At 43.4% G+C, this 17831-nt stretch carries 18 protein-coding genes; 4 read left to right on the top strand and 14 right to left on the bottom strand.

What is annotated here, in order from left to right; translation table 11 throughout:
- Positions 1-169 precede the first annotated feature (169 nt).
- From guaA to AE2B122_RS11325, 7 genes are all read right to left on the bottom strand, one after another.
- Positions 170-1690, bottom strand: coding sequence for a glutamine-hydrolyzing GMP synthase (gene guaA, locus AE2B122_RS11355; RefSeq protein WP_095270865.1), 1521 nt, complete (start codon positions 1688-1690; stop codon positions 170-172).
- A 249-nt stretch (positions 1691-1939) separates the two neighbouring features.
- Positions 1940-4132 carry a DUF4129 domain-containing transglutaminase family protein gene (locus tag AE2B122_RS11350; RefSeq protein WP_175074150.1) on the bottom strand — a complete coding sequence of 731 codons (2193 nt, stop codon included), beginning with the start codon at positions 4130-4132 and terminating at the stop codon, positions 1940-1942.
- Positions 4125-5369, bottom strand: coding sequence for a DUF58 domain-containing protein (locus AE2B122_RS11345; protein ID WP_175074149.1), 1245 nt, complete (start codon positions 5367-5369; stop codon positions 4125-4127). The genes AE2B122_RS11350 and AE2B122_RS11345 overlap by 8 nt, the downstream gene beginning before the upstream one ends.
- Positions 5359-6327 carry a MoxR family ATPase gene (locus AE2B122_RS11340; protein ID WP_175074148.1) on the bottom strand — a complete coding sequence of 323 codons (969 nt, stop codon included), beginning with the start codon at positions 6325-6327 and terminating at the stop codon, positions 5359-5361. Before AE2B122_RS11340 ends, AE2B122_RS11345 begins: the two co-directional genes overlap by 11 nt.
- Before the next feature lie 152 nt (positions 6328-6479).
- Positions 6480-7697: a cation:proton antiporter gene (locus tag AE2B122_RS11335; protein ID WP_095218853.1), complete on the bottom strand. Its 1218-nt coding sequence runs from the start codon at positions 7695-7697 to the stop codon at positions 6480-6482.
- Positions 7698-7700: 3 nt separating this feature from the next.
- Positions 7701-8198, bottom strand: coding sequence for a cation:proton antiporter regulatory subunit (locus AE2B122_RS11330; RefSeq protein WP_038558500.1), 498 nt, complete (start codon positions 8196-8198; stop codon positions 7701-7703).
- Positions 8199-8209: 11 nt separating this feature from the next.
- Positions 8210-8428 carry an AbrB/MazE/SpoVT family DNA-binding domain-containing protein gene (locus tag AE2B122_RS11325; protein WP_038558498.1) on the bottom strand — a complete coding sequence of 73 codons (219 nt, stop codon included), beginning with the start codon at positions 8426-8428 and terminating at the stop codon, positions 8210-8212.
- 257 nt (positions 8429-8685) lie between these two features.
- Between AE2B122_RS11325 and AE2B122_RS11320 the strand changes: the two genes are divergently transcribed.
- The gene (locus tag AE2B122_RS11320) at positions 8686-8961 is read left to right on the top strand and encodes a hypothetical protein (protein WP_175074147.1); all 276 of its coding nucleotides are present in this window, start codon (positions 8686-8688) and stop codon (positions 8959-8961) included.
- 36 nt (positions 8962-8997) lie between these two features.
- Here the strand turns inward: AE2B122_RS11320 and AE2B122_RS11315 are convergent, their stop codons facing one another.
- The 3 genes from AE2B122_RS11315 to AE2B122_RS11305 all read right to left on the bottom strand — a co-directional run bounded on the left by AE2B122_RS11315 (position 8998) and on the right by AE2B122_RS11305 (position 11766).
- A complete protein-coding gene (locus AE2B122_RS11315) occupies positions 8998-10086 on the bottom strand; it encodes an N-acetylmuramoyl-L-alanine amidase (RefSeq protein WP_175074146.1) in 1089 nt (362 codons plus the stop codon).
- A gap of 215 nt (positions 10087-10301) precedes the next feature.
- Positions 10302-11111 (bottom strand): N-acetylmuramoyl-L-alanine amidase, encoded by an 810-nt coding sequence (locus tag AE2B122_RS11310; protein ID WP_175074145.1) that lies wholly within the window; start codon positions 11109-11111, stop codon positions 10302-10304.
- Between the two features lie 181 nt (positions 11112-11292).
- A complete protein-coding gene (locus AE2B122_RS11305; protein WP_095270862.1) occupies positions 11293-11766 on the bottom strand; it encodes a VOC family protein in 474 nt (157 codons plus the stop codon).
- A 130-nt stretch (positions 11767-11896) separates the two neighbouring features.
- Between AE2B122_RS11305 and AE2B122_RS11300 the strand changes: the two genes are divergently transcribed.
- On the top strand, positions 11897-13645 hold the full coding sequence (locus tag AE2B122_RS11300) for a methyl-accepting chemotaxis protein (RefSeq protein WP_175074144.1): 1749 nt from the start codon (positions 11897-11899) through the stop codon (positions 13643-13645).
- Between the two features lie 43 nt (positions 13646-13688).
- Here AE2B122_RS11300 and AE2B122_RS11295 read toward each other — a convergent pair whose 3' ends face one another.
- The gene (locus AE2B122_RS11295) at positions 13689-13901 is read right to left on the bottom strand and encodes a hypothetical protein (protein ID WP_038558485.1); all 213 of its coding nucleotides are present in this window, start codon (positions 13899-13901) and stop codon (positions 13689-13691) included.
- 227 nt (positions 13902-14128) lie between these two features.
- Between AE2B122_RS11295 and AE2B122_RS11290 the strand changes: the two genes are divergently transcribed.
- Entirely contained in the window at positions 14129-14416 is a 288-nt protein-coding gene (locus tag AE2B122_RS11290) for a hypothetical protein (RefSeq protein WP_038558483.1), read from the top strand.
- A gap of 27 nt (positions 14417-14443) precedes the next feature.
- On the opposite strand, the gene AE2B122_RS11285 is transcribed toward AE2B122_RS11290, so the two are convergent.
- On the bottom strand, positions 14444-14941 hold the full coding sequence (locus tag AE2B122_RS11285; RefSeq protein ID WP_095218857.1) for a GNAT family N-acetyltransferase: 498 nt from the start codon (positions 14939-14941) through the stop codon (positions 14444-14446).
- A gap of 465 nt (positions 14942-15406) precedes the next feature.
- Between AE2B122_RS11285 and AE2B122_RS11280 the strand changes: the two genes are divergently transcribed.
- Complete coding sequence (locus AE2B122_RS11280; protein ID WP_095218858.1) at positions 15407-15601, top strand: YozQ family protein; 195 nt, start codon at positions 15407-15409, stop codon at positions 15599-15601.
- Between the two features lie 59 nt (positions 15602-15660).
- Here AE2B122_RS11280 and AE2B122_RS11275 read toward each other — a convergent pair whose 3' ends face one another.
- A complete protein-coding gene (locus tag AE2B122_RS11275) occupies positions 15661-17163 on the bottom strand; it encodes a PH domain-containing protein (protein ID WP_175074143.1) in 1503 nt (500 codons plus the stop codon).
- Positions 17163-17657, bottom strand: coding sequence for a PH domain-containing protein (locus AE2B122_RS11270; RefSeq protein WP_095218860.1), 495 nt, complete (start codon positions 17655-17657; stop codon positions 17163-17165). Before AE2B122_RS11270 ends, AE2B122_RS11275 begins: the two co-directional genes overlap by 1 nt.
- Between the last annotated feature and the right edge of the window lie 174 nt (positions 17658-17831).

Raw genomic sequence — 17831 nt, 5'->3', positions numbered from 1 at the left:
TAGATATAAAGACCCTCATTTGTTAGCTATTCTTTTAGGCACTGCTCTATATGATCGTTTAGGTTACAGTAGCATGCCATAGAATAATTAATATAGTCAGCCATAGGTGCTACTTATGATTCAAAAAAAGACGCACAACCCTATTTAAGGATTGTGCGTCTTTCATTTACTATTCCCACTCAATTGTTGCAGGTGGCTTACTCGTCACGTCATACACGACGCGGTTTACATGTTTCACTTCATTGACGAAACGTACAGAGATACGCTCCAATACATCCCATGGGATACGTGCCCAGTCGGAGGTCATACCATCAATAGAAGTTACCGCACGAATTCCTAGTGTGTAGTCATACGTACGAGCATCTCCCATTACACCGACGCTCTTGAATCCTGGAAGGACAGTGAAGTACTGCCAGATATCGCGTTCAAGACCTGCTTTTGCAACCTCTTCATGTAGAATCGCATCGGATTCGCGCACGATTTCCAGCTTCTCTTCTGTAATTTCACCGATAACACGGATTGCTAGTCCAGGCCCAGGGAATGGCTGACGGTGAACGATCGCGTCCGGCAAACCAAGCTCAGTTCCTAGTTCACGTACTTCATCTTTGAACAATGTTTTCAATGGTTCGATCAATTCAAACTGCATATCTTCTGGCAGTCCGCCCACGTTATGGTGAGATTTAATTGTCTGTGCTGTTTCTGTACCGCTTTCTACGATATCCGTATACAGTGTACCTTGTGCAAGGAAGTCCATGTTTTCAAGCTTGGATGCTTCATCATCGAATACATAGATGAATTCATTACCAATGATCTTACGTTTCTGTTCTGGATCTGAAACGCCTTTCAGCTTGCCCAAGAAACGGTCTTGTGCATGCACTGCAACCAAATTGATCTTGAATTCGTCACGGAAAGTCTTCTCGACCATTGCGCCTTCGTTTTTACGAAGCAAACCATGGTCCACAAAAATACATGTCAGCTGATCGCCGATTGCTTTGTGGATAAGGGCAGCTACTACGGAAGAGTCTACACCGCCGCTCAATGCGCAAAGAACGTTTTTGTCGCCGACTTGCTGACGAATTTTTTCTGTTTCCATTTCGATGAAGTTTTCCATCGTCCATTCCGCTTTTGCATGGCAGACGTCGAAAACGAACTGCTTCAGCATATGGTTTCCGTACTCGGAATGGCGCACTTCAGGGTGGTACTGAACACCATAAAGGTTACGTTCTTTGTTGCTGATGGCAGCAACTGGGGTGGACGGGCTTGTCGCATCAACGCTGAAGCCTGGTGCTGGATCCAATACTTTATCACCATGGCTCATCCAGACTAGCTGTTTTTCCGGTGAATCTTTAAAGATGACAGATGGGTTTGTCAATGTAATTTCCGCACGGCCGTATTCCCGGCTGTCAGCACGCTGAACATTTCCGCCGAAATGCTGCGTCATTAGCTGCATACCATAGCAGATACCCAATACTGGAATTCCAAGTTCGAAGATTTCTTCGTCACAACGGAAGCTATTTTCGTCATATACACTGTGCGGTCCGCCGGAAAGGATGATTCCTTTCGGGTTCATCTTACGAATCTCATCTGCTGTCAGTTTGTGGGAATGTAATTCGCTGTATACACCGAACTCCCGGATCCTTCTTGTGATTAATTGATTGTACTGGCTTCCAAAGTCCAGTACCAATATCATATCTGTATCGATATCCAAAGTCTGTCCACTCCTTCATTATTCTCTAGATATAAGCAGGTTGGGTGCATGCACCATATTTTACCTTTATCACGTCTTGAAAAAACAGAAGCTGAATTCGCGCCATGTTTAAGGCGGAATCCAGCAAAAGTAACGTTGTCGGCTCAAGCCTTCACAAACGTCAGCAACACTAAACTGCGTCCTTCTGAAGGTGCTTATTGCCTCTTATTCTATCAATGTGCCCAAAATGGGTCAAGATGCCGCTTGTTTAATTAAATTTTCCCACAATTCGACGGCATTTATCCATGCAGGTGCGCTTTTTTCGTTGCGGTACAAGATTCTTTCGTATTCGCTCGTCAGTTCAGACATCTGTTTATTGCCGAATTCCCGGTCAATTGTAATGGCGTATTCCCTGAGCGTCTGACCGGAATGACGTTTGAAGCCCTTATGTGCTAGCAGGCGCAGCAAATAATGATAGGCTTTTTCATATGTCTCCTCAGATTGTTCATTTCGGTATTTTCGAATGTAATAAGCTGTCAGCCATTTGTAGCGGGTGAAATACAGGGCAAGTGCTGCTATAAGAAATACTGCCGACGGAATGACCCAATACAGTGGATGAATGGAAGCCCTATCCGTTTGACTATCTGCCGCCTGCTCTTCTTCCTGCTGCTGCTCTTCTGGCTGCTCTGGAGCCGGGCTTTGTTCTTCTTCTTCTGGCGTTTCTGTTTCTGCTTCCGGAGTCTCTGGCGTCTCATCTTCTTCGCTAGTAAACTCTGCTGGGTTTGTAAATCCTTGAGTTGGTTCAAATGGGACCCAACCAGTTTCCGGGAAATACACTTCTACCCATGAATGAGCATTTCCGTTCGTAATTAGATAAGAGGACATACCATCAGGGGTAGATACACTTGGGTTCGACCCAGGCTGTCCTGCCGTGAACCCTTTCACCCAGCGCGCAGGAATATCCGCTGCTCGTAACAGTACAACCATTGCAGACGAGAAGTTATCACAATAGCCGATTTTGCTTTCAAATAGAAACTGATCGACATAATCCTGATCATCTTCTGGTACAGGTATATCCTGTGTCTGGTATTGGAAGCCATTCTGATTGAAATATTGTTCCACTGCCTTTGCCTTATCATACCGTGTATCGGCAGAAGAAGTGATCTCCTCGGCTAATTCACGGACACGCTCCGGCAAATATTCAGGCAGCTGCGTATAACGATAATGGGTATTGTCATCATCCAGCTCAGAATCATTGCGCAGATCATCGATATTATACTGTGGTTCTTCAAAGGCAATCGTATAATTCTCATCTGGATATTGCGCTCGATTGAATGTTTCTACGACACCGAAATCAGAATCAACAGCAGCTCCTACCTGCCCGCTGAAAAATGTCTGCACACCATAAGGATATACGAGCCTATCCAGTATTTGATTTTGACTTGGATAGACAATCGCTTCCCGCGCTTCAGTGGCTACATTTTCTGTGTAAAGATCAATACCGACCTGGTCTCCGCTTTGGAAGCTTTGCGGTTCTGCCTCCCTTGAACGTTCCCAGCCTTTGCCTGTATACACATCCTTACTGTCAACACGCCAATAGCCGCTTGCTTCTGTTGCTGCCCAGAATGCGATTGAATTGTCCTGAACAAACGGACCTCCAAGACGGGAATCATTTTCTCCGTAGCCTACTTTTTGGATGCCGCCTTCCCCTTCATTTTCATTATTGTTATCTGACATCGTTTGGATAAATGGCACAGGATCAGCCCATTGCGGCGGCAGCTTCGGTGCTGCATAGCCTACTGCAGCGGAAACAGCAAGTATAGAGAGTAGCGGGATGCTCCACAGCAGCACCTGCTTCGGAAACTTCCGTTTTTCTCTGCCTTGATATAGTTTTGCAAAAGTAGAAATGCCCATCGCAAAAAAGCTGATCAGAAAGACACGGACAATTGCTCCGCTGCCATCGTAAGGGGTAAATGTATCAAGAATCCCGATGTAAAGGAAAGTCATGATAATAAAGAAGAAAATACGATTGACTACGATGAACCAGTAATAAAGCAAATAGCTCATCAGCCAGAGCAAAGTCAAAAATAGTAACGTTCTAAAAAATGGTGTCAACGAGACAAAATCACCCGTAAACAGCAATTGGAGATTATTTTCAAGCTCCGTTAGGATAAACGTGAACCAGCTTCCGGATATTAAGTTTTCCTGAATAAGAAATACTTGCAGAACTATTACCATTAAAATAAACTTCAGCAAAAAGCTGACCCACCAGCGCAGTTTAAGCGCGGACAGCAAAAAGCAGATTGCTGTGAATACTACGAAGATGGGTAAATTGCCTGTATCACTAATCTGTTCAAGCGGACGGAGCCATTCCCAAAACAAGAGGAATCCACACACAAAGATGAGATAACGCAGCCACTGTAATTGACCGATTTTTTCACGCATTTTGCTGCACCTCCGTTTGGACCGTTTGCTGTATCGGAAAGATATCCATATGATGACCAAGCTGACGAACTTCCCGTATAAGGCTCTTTTCCTTTGTTCCTACTTCTGCATGACGACAGATGTATAAAACGGTCAATACATAGTCGCTTTGCCTTAATTTGCGGAGCACTGCCAGCTCCCGACTGTCCATATCGGTTGTTACATAATAAACTGTTGAACCTTTAGGCTGTCTGGACAGCTCTGCTGCCAAAGTGTGTAGCCGCGGCTGTTCCCGCTCCTGCTGCACAGTAGTCAAAAACTGCTGCACACGCTGAAGCTGAGCACTGCCCATTGCAGCTGGCAGCCACTTAGCTGAATTGCCGATGCTCATGAAGCCGACTTGCTCATTTCTGCTTTTCAGCTTCTGGTAGACAGAAAAAGCAATGACGACGCTATATTCAAAAAGTTCTTCTGTCTGCTTTGCTCCTCTTCTATCGAAAACCACGAGTACATCCGCACTTTTTTCCTGTTCGAATTCTTTCGTCATCATATCTTGTTTTCTGGCAGACGCTTTCCAGTCGATCCAGCTGAACCGGTCACCTGGGGTGTACTCCCGAATGCCAGAGACAACGCTAGTCTGCTTTGAACGCGGAGCATAGGCAACAGCAGCACCTTCTTCAAAAACGGTTTGCGGGTTCCCAACTGTAATCTCCCTTTCAGCTGGATAAACATGCAGCTTCTGTACGACTTCAAAAACCGCTTCTTTTTCGACCAGCTGAAACGGGTCGCCAGTACGCAGACGAATTTGATAGAAGCTATGCTCCCCTCGAGGAAGCCTGTCCAGCACATATTGGATTTTAAGATTCCTCCGAAACCAAGGAAATAGAATATGCTGCTTCGGCTGACGAGATTGGGCAAACTGCAGGGTTCCGTCTGGTCGGCTTACTTTTAGCAGAGATCGGTCATGAAGATCTTCCATTTCCAAATATATAAGCGGGAAGGGAAAACGGCGGGTCAAACTGACTTCGACAGTTACTTCTCCACCGCTCCTGATATATGTTTTGGAAAGCGTACGATCCACCTTCCAGCTAGCAAGCGGGTAGCACAGAACCAGCAGCACATAAAGCAGAATCGGAAGAAAAGCATAAAACAGAAACCAGCTGACAAAACCGCCTTGGAACATGCTGTAACAGAATAGGATGGCAGCCAGCAAGACGATGCCTCCGAGCCTAAAGGCGAAGCGGAACTTACCTTTCATGTACAGATTCCCTCTCTACAGGTACATCCACTGCTTCCAGCAGACGCTGGACCAATCTTTCAGGTGTCAGGCCATCGTAGCGTGCTTCTGAACGGAGTAAAATCCGGTGGCCAAGTACAAACGGCGCCAAAACTTGGACATCATCTGGTAAACAATAGTCGCGATTATGGATATAAGCATAAGCCTTCGCTGCCCGCATCATGGCAATAGATCCGCGCGGGCTAAGTCCTAAATAAACATCTGGATGACTGCGGGATATCTGCGCTAAATCTACTATATACTGCTGTATCTGAGGAGCAACATACACATTGGCTGCTGCTTCCTGCATTTTTAATAGATCTGCTTTAGTCATAACCGGCTCAACACGATTAATTGGATGTTTCATACCAACAGAATCCAGCATCTGCATTTCTTCTTGTGCATTCGGATATCCCATTCGCAGCTTCAGAAGGAAGCGATCTAACTGTGCTTCAGGCAGCGAATACGTACCTTCATAGTCGACAGGATTCTGTGTTGCCATGACAAAAAAAGGATCCGCTAGCGGCAGTGCATTACCCTCTACTGTAATATTCTTCTCCTCCATCGCCTCAAGCAAAGCAGACTGTGTCTTTGGAGATGTACGGTTAATCTCATCGGCAAGCACGATATTCCCTAAAATAGGTCCAGGACGGAACTCGAATTCTAGCGTTTTTGGATTGTAGATAGAAACACCTGTAACGTCAGATGGCAATAAATCAGGTGTGAATTGGATACGTTTGAAATCACAATCAACTGAACGAGCAAGGGAGCGGACCAGCATCGTTTTACCGACACCCGGTACGTCTTCCAGTAAAACATGACCACCAGCAAGGAGTGCAGTCAGACTAAGTACAATTGGTTCTTCTTTTCCAATGATTACTTTATTAATATTATCTATAATCCGCGAGACTGACGGATTATAGATTGATAGCTTCGTCATACAAGCATTCCCTTCAAATTGGATTCGACAGAATATTTTGGACAAGTGTTCCTTATATGTTACCTGCCATATACGGCTTGCCGCAAGCTATATACTTGTAAATTTATTGTCATAACAAAAAGAAGGCACACTTTGTGCACCTTCCTTTTAAATTAGGATTCACGAACCCTTTTCGGTTTGACTTCCTGCCATTTGAATATTTTATTAAGGAAGTTAAAGATATGCTTGGATTCTTTTGTCATCAATGGGCCAAGTATGGCAAGAATCAGCACATACAACGCTGAGAACGGCTGCAGCACACCCATAAGTCCTCCGGCCAAACCTATATTGGCCATGATAATAGAAAATTCTCCACGAGAGACAATGGTCAGACCGATGTTCGTGGACGCTTTATGTGATAGACCTGCCCGCCGGCCTGCGATCATACCAGCAACAAAGTTACCGATTATTGTGATGGCTACAGCTCCGAGTGCAAGCCATACAGCGTCTCCCAGTGTAGTCGGATCGATACTCAGACCAAAGCTGAAGAAGAAGATGGCCCCGAAGAAATCACGGAATGGGACAACCATATGCTCGATCCGTTCACCTTGATCGGTTTCAGAGAATACAAGTCCGAGTAAGAGGGCTCCGATTGCTTCGGCTACATGGATTGTCTCCGAGAAGCCTGCGATAAAGAATAGTGATGCGAAAATGACGATGATAAATATCTCATTTGAGGAGATACGTAGAAGCTTGCTTAAAAGAGGTGCTGCCTTCCGTGCAATGACGAAGAACAACAGCATGTAACCTAGCGCGATCAGAATGGACAGGATTGTTCCTCCCAAGGAACTGGAGTCTCCTAATACCAAGCCTGATACAGTGGATAAATAAACTGCGAGGAAAATGTCCTCAAACATAATGATACCTAGAATCAATTCAGTTTCCGTATTACCGGTACGACGCAAATCTACAAGAACTTTTGCGACGATCGCACTGGAACTGATTGTTATGACACCTGCAATAATCAATGTTTCCTTGATTGGAAAACCGAGTATAAACGGATACAGGAAGCCGAGGGCAAAGTTGATACCGATATAGATACTGCCGCCTACAACAATATTTTTACCTGATTTAATCAGTTTCCCTATTGAGAATTCCAACCCTAGATAGAACAGGAGGAATAGAACACCAATTCGTCCGAGGAATGCAATGATATCTTCACTGTGGACAAACTGGAGATTAATTATGCCAAAACTAGGTGCATGTGGTCCGACCAGCATCCCGATGATAATGAGGAACGGGATGATGGAGAAGTTTAACTTGTTGGCAAGTATGGCTGCGATTGCAATTAAAACAAGCGCAGTCCCTACTTCAAATACTAAATGGTCCATAGCCTATCCCCTTTCTTTCAAGAATAATTCACTGTTGGCACGTTTAATATCGGCCCGCTCTCCTGAAATAACAATAGTATCTCCACTCTTGAATGCTGTATCGACACCAGGGTTCAGCTGCTTCGAATGATTCTTGCGAACGATTCCAATGATGTTGATGTTGTAATTCTGGCGGATACCGATCTCTCCAATGGTCTTCCCGATGATCGGAGCATTGGGGCCAAGCTTATACCATTCGATCACAAGGTCATCGAATGCGACTTCAATTGTTTCCACTGCCTTCGGCTTATACGTCATGCCGCCGATGATGGAAGCGAGCTGTCTTGCCTCAGAGTCGGTGAAAGTAACACCGGAGATGCTTTCATCCAAATCTTCGTCATCGTAATGGTAAACTTCCCGACGGCCATCGTCATGGATGATAACGACTACCTTATCGTCATTATCCGTCATAAGCTCGAACTTTTTCCCGATACCCGGCAAATCTGATTCACGGATGTTCATACTGATGCCTCCTATTTCAATTGTTTTGCCTTCCGGACGACTTCCTTGAACTTACTGTCACTTAGTATTTCCTGCAGATCGTGGATCGAATCAAGATCCGCCTTCGCCATGAACACGATACCGCCTTCTTCAACAAATGCGACATGTTCTCCTTCTTTGACGCTGAGCACATCCCGGATATGTTTCGGAACGGTGATCTGCCCTTTTGAACTAAGCTTTGCTAACTCCATGATTTCGCCCTTCTTTCAAGTTTTCCTTACATTCTTTACTTTCTTTACAACTAAAGTTTACTATACATTCAGGATAGGTGCAAATAGCGCGCTTACATTACTGAATGTTTTCTATCATTGCTGTTCAATAATTTGTCACAATCAATCAAGGTTTATTTTGCCAATTTACACTAGTCAACTTACTGCATATCCTTTATACTATAAACAAGAACAAATGTTCTAATTTATAGAGCATACCTAGGAGGACGAACAGCCAGATGCAATTTCGATACGCATATACTGCAGGCAAAGAAGCAGTTATCCGGCATGAGCTAGAGCGGAGCATTTCCGATTACGTAAAGGAAATCATCCCGGATGCACATCGACTCTATTCCAAGAAGACAGCTTCAACTAATAAAGGACAAATTCGACAGGATTGGCGCAATATCATAAATAAGGATGGCCAGGAAATAAACCAGATCTATATTGAGATGTACAAAGAACTAGCAGATGGGTCTTCCTATTACATTGCTGATGTCGAATTGGCAAAATAAAAAACGATGCGGAATTTCCGCATCGTTTCGTGTTTTTTATTGATAATAATTCTCCAGTCCCTGCACAATTCCAGATGCAGCTTTTTCCTGATAGCTGCTTGTTGCCAGATTAGCAGATTCTGCTGAATTGGTAATATAACCAATTTCCGCTAGGATCGCTGGTGCATTGGTATTACGCAGGACACTAAAATCAGCTGCCTGTGTACCTCGGTCAATCGATCCAAGCTGAGAAGAAAGATTATCCTGTACTTTCGAAGCGAGCTGGACACTCGTATCTCCATCCGGATAATAGTAAACTTCCGTACCGCTGACGTATTCCTCTGAAGTAGCATTCAAGTGAATACTCACGAACATAGATGCATTCGCAGCATTTGACATGGCTGCTCTTGCTTCCAGCGCTACAAATGTATCATCATCCCGCGTCATGATTACATTCGCGCCTAAATTCTCCAGCTGTGCTTGTGTTTTTAATGCAATGGACAGGACGACGGACTTCTCATAAAAGTAATCCCCGATTGCGCCGCTGTCTTTTCCGCCATGACCTGCATCAATTACAATAGTTTTTCCTTTTAACGGTGACAGGCTGTAAGATGCTTCATTTTCACTTGTCGTAATGAAGTCCATGCTCACATAACCCGTTGTTCCATTATGTTCAATTTGTGCCCAATTATTATCAATCGAAAGAATAGAGACAGCATCACCATTATACAGACTGTCTACTACAGAAGCTGACATATCCGGAGTTGATCGGACATTCAACGAAGTGGCAACTTGGACATAGCCTTCGGTTGCGTCAGCAGTCTGTGAAGTCTGCTGCACATCTGCTTGTGCAGAACCCGAGTCTTGGGCTCCGCTGACAAACACCATACTTATGTATCCTTCTTGCCCATAATAATCTATCTTGCCCCAGTCATGATTGACTTCCTTAATTTCAATTGCTTGTCCGCCTTGCAGTTTACCAATTACATCTGCATCATTAGAAGGCTCTGCTCTTACATTCAGAGACGTTGATACGTCGATAGTTCCGCTATTCGCATAACTCGTTGCCGGCATAAAAGCAACAACTGCTATAAGTGCGATAATAAAGACCAACAGCGAGCGGTGCGTCAGATGTTTTCCTAGCATACGATTTCCCCTTCCGTGTTTGTAGAATTTTGTAGATTCGCCATCCATTATAGATGAATATGTTACCAATTAATAGTCTAATAGTCTTGCCAAATATTTTACAATTCCTCTCCTTAAAGGAAATCAGAGCTTTTATACGCTACTTGATCAAGTCAATGAAAGTAAAAGGCAGCAAATACTAGATTTGCTGCCTTTTACCGGAATAAATAAATAGATTATTCTGTGTATTCTTTTACTCCTTGCACAAGTCCAGTGGCTGCTTTGTCCTGATATGCACTCGATGCCAGCTTACCCGCTTCTGCAGCATTTGTGACGAACCCGATCTCTGCTAGTACAGCAGGCATGCTTGTGTTTCGAAGAACATTGAAATCAGCACTCTTAATGCCACGATTACGTGATCCAAGCTGGTTCACGAGACCACTTTGCACACTGTTCGCTAGTGATTGGCCGCTAGATGACCCAGGATAATAATAGACTTCCGTGCCGCTAGCAGATGTTGCCGAGGAAGCATTTGCATGAATACTCACAAATACATCCGCTCCTGCTGCATTTGCCTTAGCAGCTCGATCTTCCAGCTCAATGAATGTATCCCCTGATCTAGTCATGATCACATCAGCACCTTGTGCTTTGAGCTTCGCTTCTGTTTTCTGTGCAATAGGCAGAACAACATTCTTTTCGAGCACACCGTTTGCGACAGCACCGCTGTCCTTGCCGCCATGCCCAGCATCAATAGCAATTGTCTTTCCTTCTAATGCACCAGAACCTGTCTGTATGTAAGTCATGCTTACATAACCTGTTTTGCCTTTGTATGTAATCTTGCCCCAGCTGTTTGTCACTTCCAACAGATTGACTGTCTCGCCCGGTTGAAGACTCCCGATAATAGCGGAAGAAGTGGACGGCTCTGCCCGGACATTTAAAGTCGTATCAACATCAACAGTGCCGCTTTGGGCGAAACTCGTTGATGGATAGAGCAGAATAAATGCGCCAAAAAGAACTAAAATCCCTATAAGTAACTGTCGTTTCATATACATGCATGTCCTCCTTTGCTGATACTAATCAGATATTGTCACAATTATAGAGGACATGCTGTATAGCAGATAGACCCAAACCGGTAAAGGGTGCGGACTGTCTAGATGCCATACTTGTTTTTCCAGACATGGGTGCATCTGCATAACCTTTTTCCCATTACTAAACTGCCATGATTCGTTAACGGTTAGCATAAATCTGTTCTGTACTGTGTGAATAAACCTCAATAATATTTCCGAATGGATCCTGGCAGTATACAAGACAATAACCTTTTTCTTCATCCAGCGTCCATATTTTGCTGATGATTTTTCCGCCTGTCTTCTCTATTTTTTTTGCCATGCCATGCACATCTCCACCTTCTGCTACTACACATAAATGGAATATTCCCGGTTCCCAAGGTTTTCTAGACGCCTCTCCTCTTGTTTCCGGCACAACAAACTCGAATAATTCAATACCAACTTGATTTGATGCACTCATATGGACATTCCGGATGTGCTTCACTTTCTCTCCCTGAAGATCACGGGTCATGTCACCTTCTTCTGTTTTCATGTCGAATGGTCCAGCAATGATCCGGAAGCCTAATGCCTCCTTATACCAATTGATTGCAGCATCGAGATTGGAAACCGTCATGCCAATATGCGTTATTGCCGTCATTGCGCATCTTCCTTTCCAATTTTTAGATGATATTTACAAAAAAATTATATCCTTCTTCTTTTTCACTTCACAAACGTTTTCAAACACCGATTATATAGGTGAACGGATCTATGTTCAGAGGGGGATTACCATGAAAAAGAGACATGGCTTAGCAACAAGGTTAATGATTGTCGTTGCAGTGATCACGATTATCTGCGGCGCGGCTGTCGGTACCATCAGTTATATGACAGCAAAGAATGAATTGATTGATGCTGGAAAGATGGATTTGCAGCATATGGCCAATAGTGCCACCAGTCTGCTCACAGTGTTGAACGAGCGCGTGGAAAATGGTGAAATGACCTTAGAAGAAGCACAGGAAGAAGCACGTAATATCTTGAATGGTCCTATCGAAGACGGCGCACATGACTTATCGCAATCAAATTTCAATTATAAAGACGGCGCCGGATATATTATCGCTTACGATAACCAAGCTAATATGGTGCTTCACCCAACCGAGGAGATTGGCTCACCTCCGGCGGATGACAGTACAAAGAAAAATAGAGAAGATATGATTTTATTAGCCCAATCGACCGATGAAGAAGATGCAGATAGCTTTCTAAGCTACGATGACACCGATGAGAAATCAGGAGATGTTAGGGAGAAGATGGCTTATGTGAACTATTTCCAGCCTTGGAATTGGACGGTAGGTATAACTGTCTATACGGATCTTTTCTATAAGGATCTGGAAAGTGTTAAATGGTTTATAATTGCGGTTACAACAGCCCTTACCATACTGAGTCTCGTTCTTTTTTATTTTTTGATCCGGCCGAAACTGACACAATTAAAAGCGGTGACGGACGCAGCTACACAGCTTGCTGCCGGTGATTTCAGAGAACAAGAGCTAAAAGAAACCAAGGATGAAATTGGTGTTCTAAGTAATGCTTTCACGAAAATGTCTGGCGAACTGCGTTCACTAGTACAAAGCATCATCCAATCCAGTGATAAAGTATCAGATGCAGCTTCCGAGCTCTCCGCAGTCAGTGAGGAAACATCTGCAAGCAGCGAACAAGTCGGCGTGGCAGTAGATGATATTGCCAATGGAGCTAGCTCTCAAGCATCTGATCTGGAAACGACAACATATCATCTAAGCGGATTCAACGATTCTATCCACATGATGACAGCGCAAAGTGATGCAATAGCCCAAGCCGCACTTCAAACAAGTGAAGCAACAACAAAAGGCAGCAATATGATGCATGATTTGACGTCGGCCAATAATGCTTCGATGCAATCAGTAGAAGCTATCTCAGCTGGAATGCAGGAACTTGATAAGAACTTGCAGCAGATTGTCCGAATTACTGATGTAATAGAGAATATAACAGAAGAAACGAATTTACTTGCTCTTAATGCAAGTATCGAAGCAGCACGGGCAGGAGAACATGGCAAAGGCTTTGCTGTAGTTGCAAGCGAAGTTCGAAAGCTTGCTGATCAGTCTAATGCTGCTACGAAAGAGATTCAGCAAATGATTAGCTCCATTACGAAAGAAGCAGCAGAAAATGTAGCTCGAATTGAATCAAATAAACAGCAGGCAGAACAGCTAAATCATTCTGTCATTGCTACAGCTGCTGAGTTCACAGCCATCGAGGCGGCAGCAGAAGCCACAAAGAATGCCGGCAACAGATTACTCGAAGAAATCAAGCAAGTCACTGCACAAACGAATGACATTACGGACAGCATCCAAAATGCATCCAGTGTATCTGAAGAAACAGCTGCCAGTGTTGAAGAAATCGCAGCCTCGATTGCCGATCAAATTCAAGCTGTCGCAAATATCGCAACATCCGCAGAAGAACTGACGCATATAAGCCGTCAGCTTAATGAATCAATTGCAGTATTCAAGCTATAAAAAAAGGCGACCCATGAGCATTAGCTCTGGGTCGCCTTTTTAATCAGGTGCATCCTTCACATTCGTAATATTGTTTGCTTGCATCCAATGTACGTAGCAAGGTGCCGATTTCGACTTCTTCTGGTTCAACGAATTCCAAATCTGCCACACGTTCCTTAATGGACTGGCGCGCTTCTTCCTCAGAAGCTGCAACGTGACTGAATTCACTTGTTTCGCCAGTTGGCAGGATTTTGTACTCGAATAGGTATCTTTGCATATTCATGGCCTCCGTTACACTATATCTTGTGTACATTCACTATACACCATCCCATATATACAGGTCAATTGTAAAAATGCACTTCTACTATATTGCTAGTTTTCTTAATAATCTGTTTCCCAACCCCGCCGTTTGCTAAACGGTTTTTCAGCTCATAAAGGAAATTTAACTCCATCCTTAATAAGTTGGGACAGCCCAGCATACGTTATACAAAGGAGGTAGGGACGTTGGAATTTCCTATGATCATGACGAACTTCTGGGATGCCGTGCTCGGTGTGCCCATCGTTCTTATTTTTACGCAAATCGTAAAGCACCTGCTGCCGCTTCCCGGCAAGTATACGCCTACGATTGCCTTACTGAGCGGTTTGATTTTATCTATCTTTTTCAGCCATCCCCACAATCTGATTGCGGCTATTTTTATGGGCTATTTTTATGGCTATGCCGCTATTGGAAGCTATGCAGCCTTACGATCTACCCTTCGCGCCTATCGGAAAGACAAGCATGATTATCGATAACGAGACGAACGCCGGGCAGGCGTTCTTTTATATTCCGTAAACGCTCTGGAGAATTGTATCTTTGACTCGTTCGAATGCTTCTGCTTCATAAGCATATGGATAGCTCATAAGCTGCAAAGGAAGAGGTGCTTCTCCCTGCCGCAAGGGCGGCTGCTCATAAGGAAAGTCATGCAGGTGAAACCCTAGTTTCTCATAAAATCGCACGCGGCGGGCAGCATTTTCTTCTCTTTCTGGCGGTTCCACCTCGAGAATGATCGGTTTATCTGAGCTGGTTATAACTTCTTTCATGATCTTACTGCCCATACCTTGGCCTCGAAAATCTTCATTGACTGCAATATGTTCAATAAACGTTAATTCCTGCAAGTTATAAATCGCACAAAACGCCGCAAGTTTATCTTGTTTTTCATATATGTGAATGTGATAATCTTCCCTCTCAAGCAGCGCTTTTTGCTCCGCATAGCTGCGATATTCCTCAGGCGGAAAAGCATTTTCCATCAGTTCATAGATTGTATTGAAATCCTGCATTTTAAAACGTCCTTTTTTTTCTATAAGTATACATGAAAAAAAGCGTCAGCCGCAGCTGACGCTTCTTTTCTTGCTTTAGGACACCACTTCGGAAATACCTTTCACTACTGCAAAGAACGTAACCCAAAGCGGAATACTCAAGCCTGTACCATATAATAATCCTACGAAAAAATTATTCTCATTTTTCTTCATTACTGTCCACTCCTTCTTTTTTGAGGATGCAGAACTTGCTTATATACATTCTACAATGAAAGCGTTTACACAGTAAAGAATTTCCTTATGTCAAATTTCTGCACTATCCGCTTTCTTACTTCAAGGTTTCCCATAATAACCCTATGATAAACGTTCCAGCAAAAGGACAGAACTTATTAATTATATAGATCAGAATATTATTCATTCAAATTACCAAACATATTTTCCCTCCGATTCGGGAAACTAAAGAATATATGGAAGGAGGAATAAAAGATGGATAATTCAAAGCAAGAAGTTGCAAATGAGGTAGCCGAAAAGATGTACAAACCTCAAGACAATGAATCATCAAATTCAGTGGATAAGGGTATTTCGGATACTCATGAGCAAGTTAAGGATACGTATACAGAGGGTACTGTTGATGAAAAGATAGATAACGCAAAAGAAGATGGGTCCGAGAAGGACAAATAAATACTAGGTGAAGTGTACTGATTAAAAAGGGACAGCCCGTATTGGGCTGTCCCTTCTCCCTATCTTCTCCGGACATCTTTTGTCCGTTGGTGAAACCATTCATAAAAACGATTCGCTTCACTTGCTGGAATATCTTTTATTTTATTATGCAGAACCGGCTTCGCTCGATTGACGGATTCGATTGTTGCCAGCTTAAGCCAGCGTTGCATCGGGTTCTGACTGCGAGCAATCTCAATCATTTTGTTTCGTTTTGTCACAAACAGTGTTGTTGTTAATGCTCCCATTTTAGTCTGGAAGAATTTCTCGCTAATCAGATAGCTCGTATGTTTAAAATCCAAATAGCGATACCCTTCTATCACGATAAGCAGAACGATAGAAACAATCCACCACTTTATTTCATAGCCCAGCAACTCTGGGCGCCAGAAATACATGGTGATGGTCACGCCGAGCCAAATAATACTCGGCTGCAGCAAGCGGTAAAGCAATACCTTCTGCTCCAGTCTCTCCATCGAAAGCTGTACCTCATACTCCGGTAATATTTCGGTAATCAGGATCTTTGCCTGTTTCAGCGGAAAATAAGGATATAGCGAGTTGATAGTTTCCGTCTCGTCGCTAATATCCAGAGAACCTGTACTAATCAGCTTCACCTTCGCTAACCCTAACAGTCGATGCAAGACCGGCTGGGTGATTTCAATGCCTTGTACCCTATCTTTCCGAATGGAAAAGGCTGATTCACTTAAAAGCCCTGTCTGGATATAAATATATTCATCATCTGACGCCAGCTCATAGTTGGCATACTTTTGCACAACCCGCCACATCCCGACAAGCAAGGACACCACAATAATTCCGATAAGCCCAAATGCCGTAATCCACCAGACTTTCAATAGTGGTAAATACTGACGCATTTCGCTCCAGTCAAAGAAAATATCGAATTTCAGCAAGAAGGATATCAACAGCGGCGGAACCAGCAAAAAGCTCAACGAAGTGAATGATGCTCTGATAAGTTCTTTTTTTGTAGGTTTGAAGTGGATAATTTTCTTCTCAGTATGAGGAACTGTCTGTTCAGATACTGCATCCTCTTCTTCTAAATCGTCTCCGCTTATCTCTATTTCCTGTATAGCAGCTTGCTCCTGTACATTTCCTTTGGTCAACTGCTCTATTCGAGAGGCTTCTTCTTTCGTCAGGACTTGAAAGTCTACAGCTTTCTCCTTGGAACCTGTTTCGAACTTAATCGCAGTTAATCGAAGTAAGCGATGTAGGAGATTTGTATGCTTCGTTACATTTTGGATTTTTTCGTACGGAACAGTTCGACTTGATTTTGAAAAGATACCGCTGTACAAGTGAAACGCTCGCTCATCGGCTGTATATTTATCTGTAAGCCATTTTAGAATACTACTGATAATAGAAAGCAGCATTATTCCTAGAATGCCGTACTTTGCATATGATCCCCAACCATCTGTATTGTTGAAAAAGAAAACAATTATAAGCGGCACAATCCAGCCCCTAATTATCTTCACAATAGCAAACAACATATTAGCCGGATGATAACGTCTCTTCTCCATCAGTCATCCTCTTCCTTTGCCTTAGCATATGCTGCAATTTCATCCCTCAATGCATAGGCCTCTTTATCAGGTAATGCCGGGATGCTGTACTCCCCAGCCATTGTCTCGATCTCCACTGCCCGAAGTTTGTATCTCCTCAGAAGTGGTCCTTGCTTCGTTTCAACAGACTGAATTTTCGTGACTGGAATAAGCTGATCCTTTTGGAACCATGCTCCTTGTCTCAACTGGACATATTCCTCGTCTATATCATAGCGCCAGTTGCGATGGTCGATAACGGTTCCTAAGTAGCCAATGATTAAGAGCGGTACAGAGATGATTAACAGAATTAAAAGTACTGTTCCAATCCAAGCCGGCCATTCGAAAAGAAAATCTAGTCCAAACAGAACAGCAAAAATCAGCAGTACTACCACATCAAAAATGACGTCTCCTATCAATCCGACGCGCAATGATTCTTTCGGCAATTTATTCTGAGGTTCTTTTACTTGAGTTTGCATCGGTTTCCTCCCTTTTCTCTCTCTGTTAATTCTTTACGTGGACGAATAGGAATAAGTTCCAAAATTGTACTAAGGAAATAGTACACCACTACCAAAAGGCAAGCAATATAATTTTTGGAAAAATATTCTTAAGATTTTCTTAAGATAAAATGAGTGTAGAGGGAAGGAAAAACC

Origin of the sequence: Terribacillus sp. AE2B 122 (assembly GCF_902497585.1) — a bacterium.
GTDB lineage: Bacteria > Bacillota > Bacilli > Bacillales > Amphibacillaceae > Terribacillus > Terribacillus saccharophilus_A.
The sequence above is the reverse complement of the archived record's forward strand: the minus strand, read 5'-3'. Positions and strand labels throughout refer to the sequence as shown.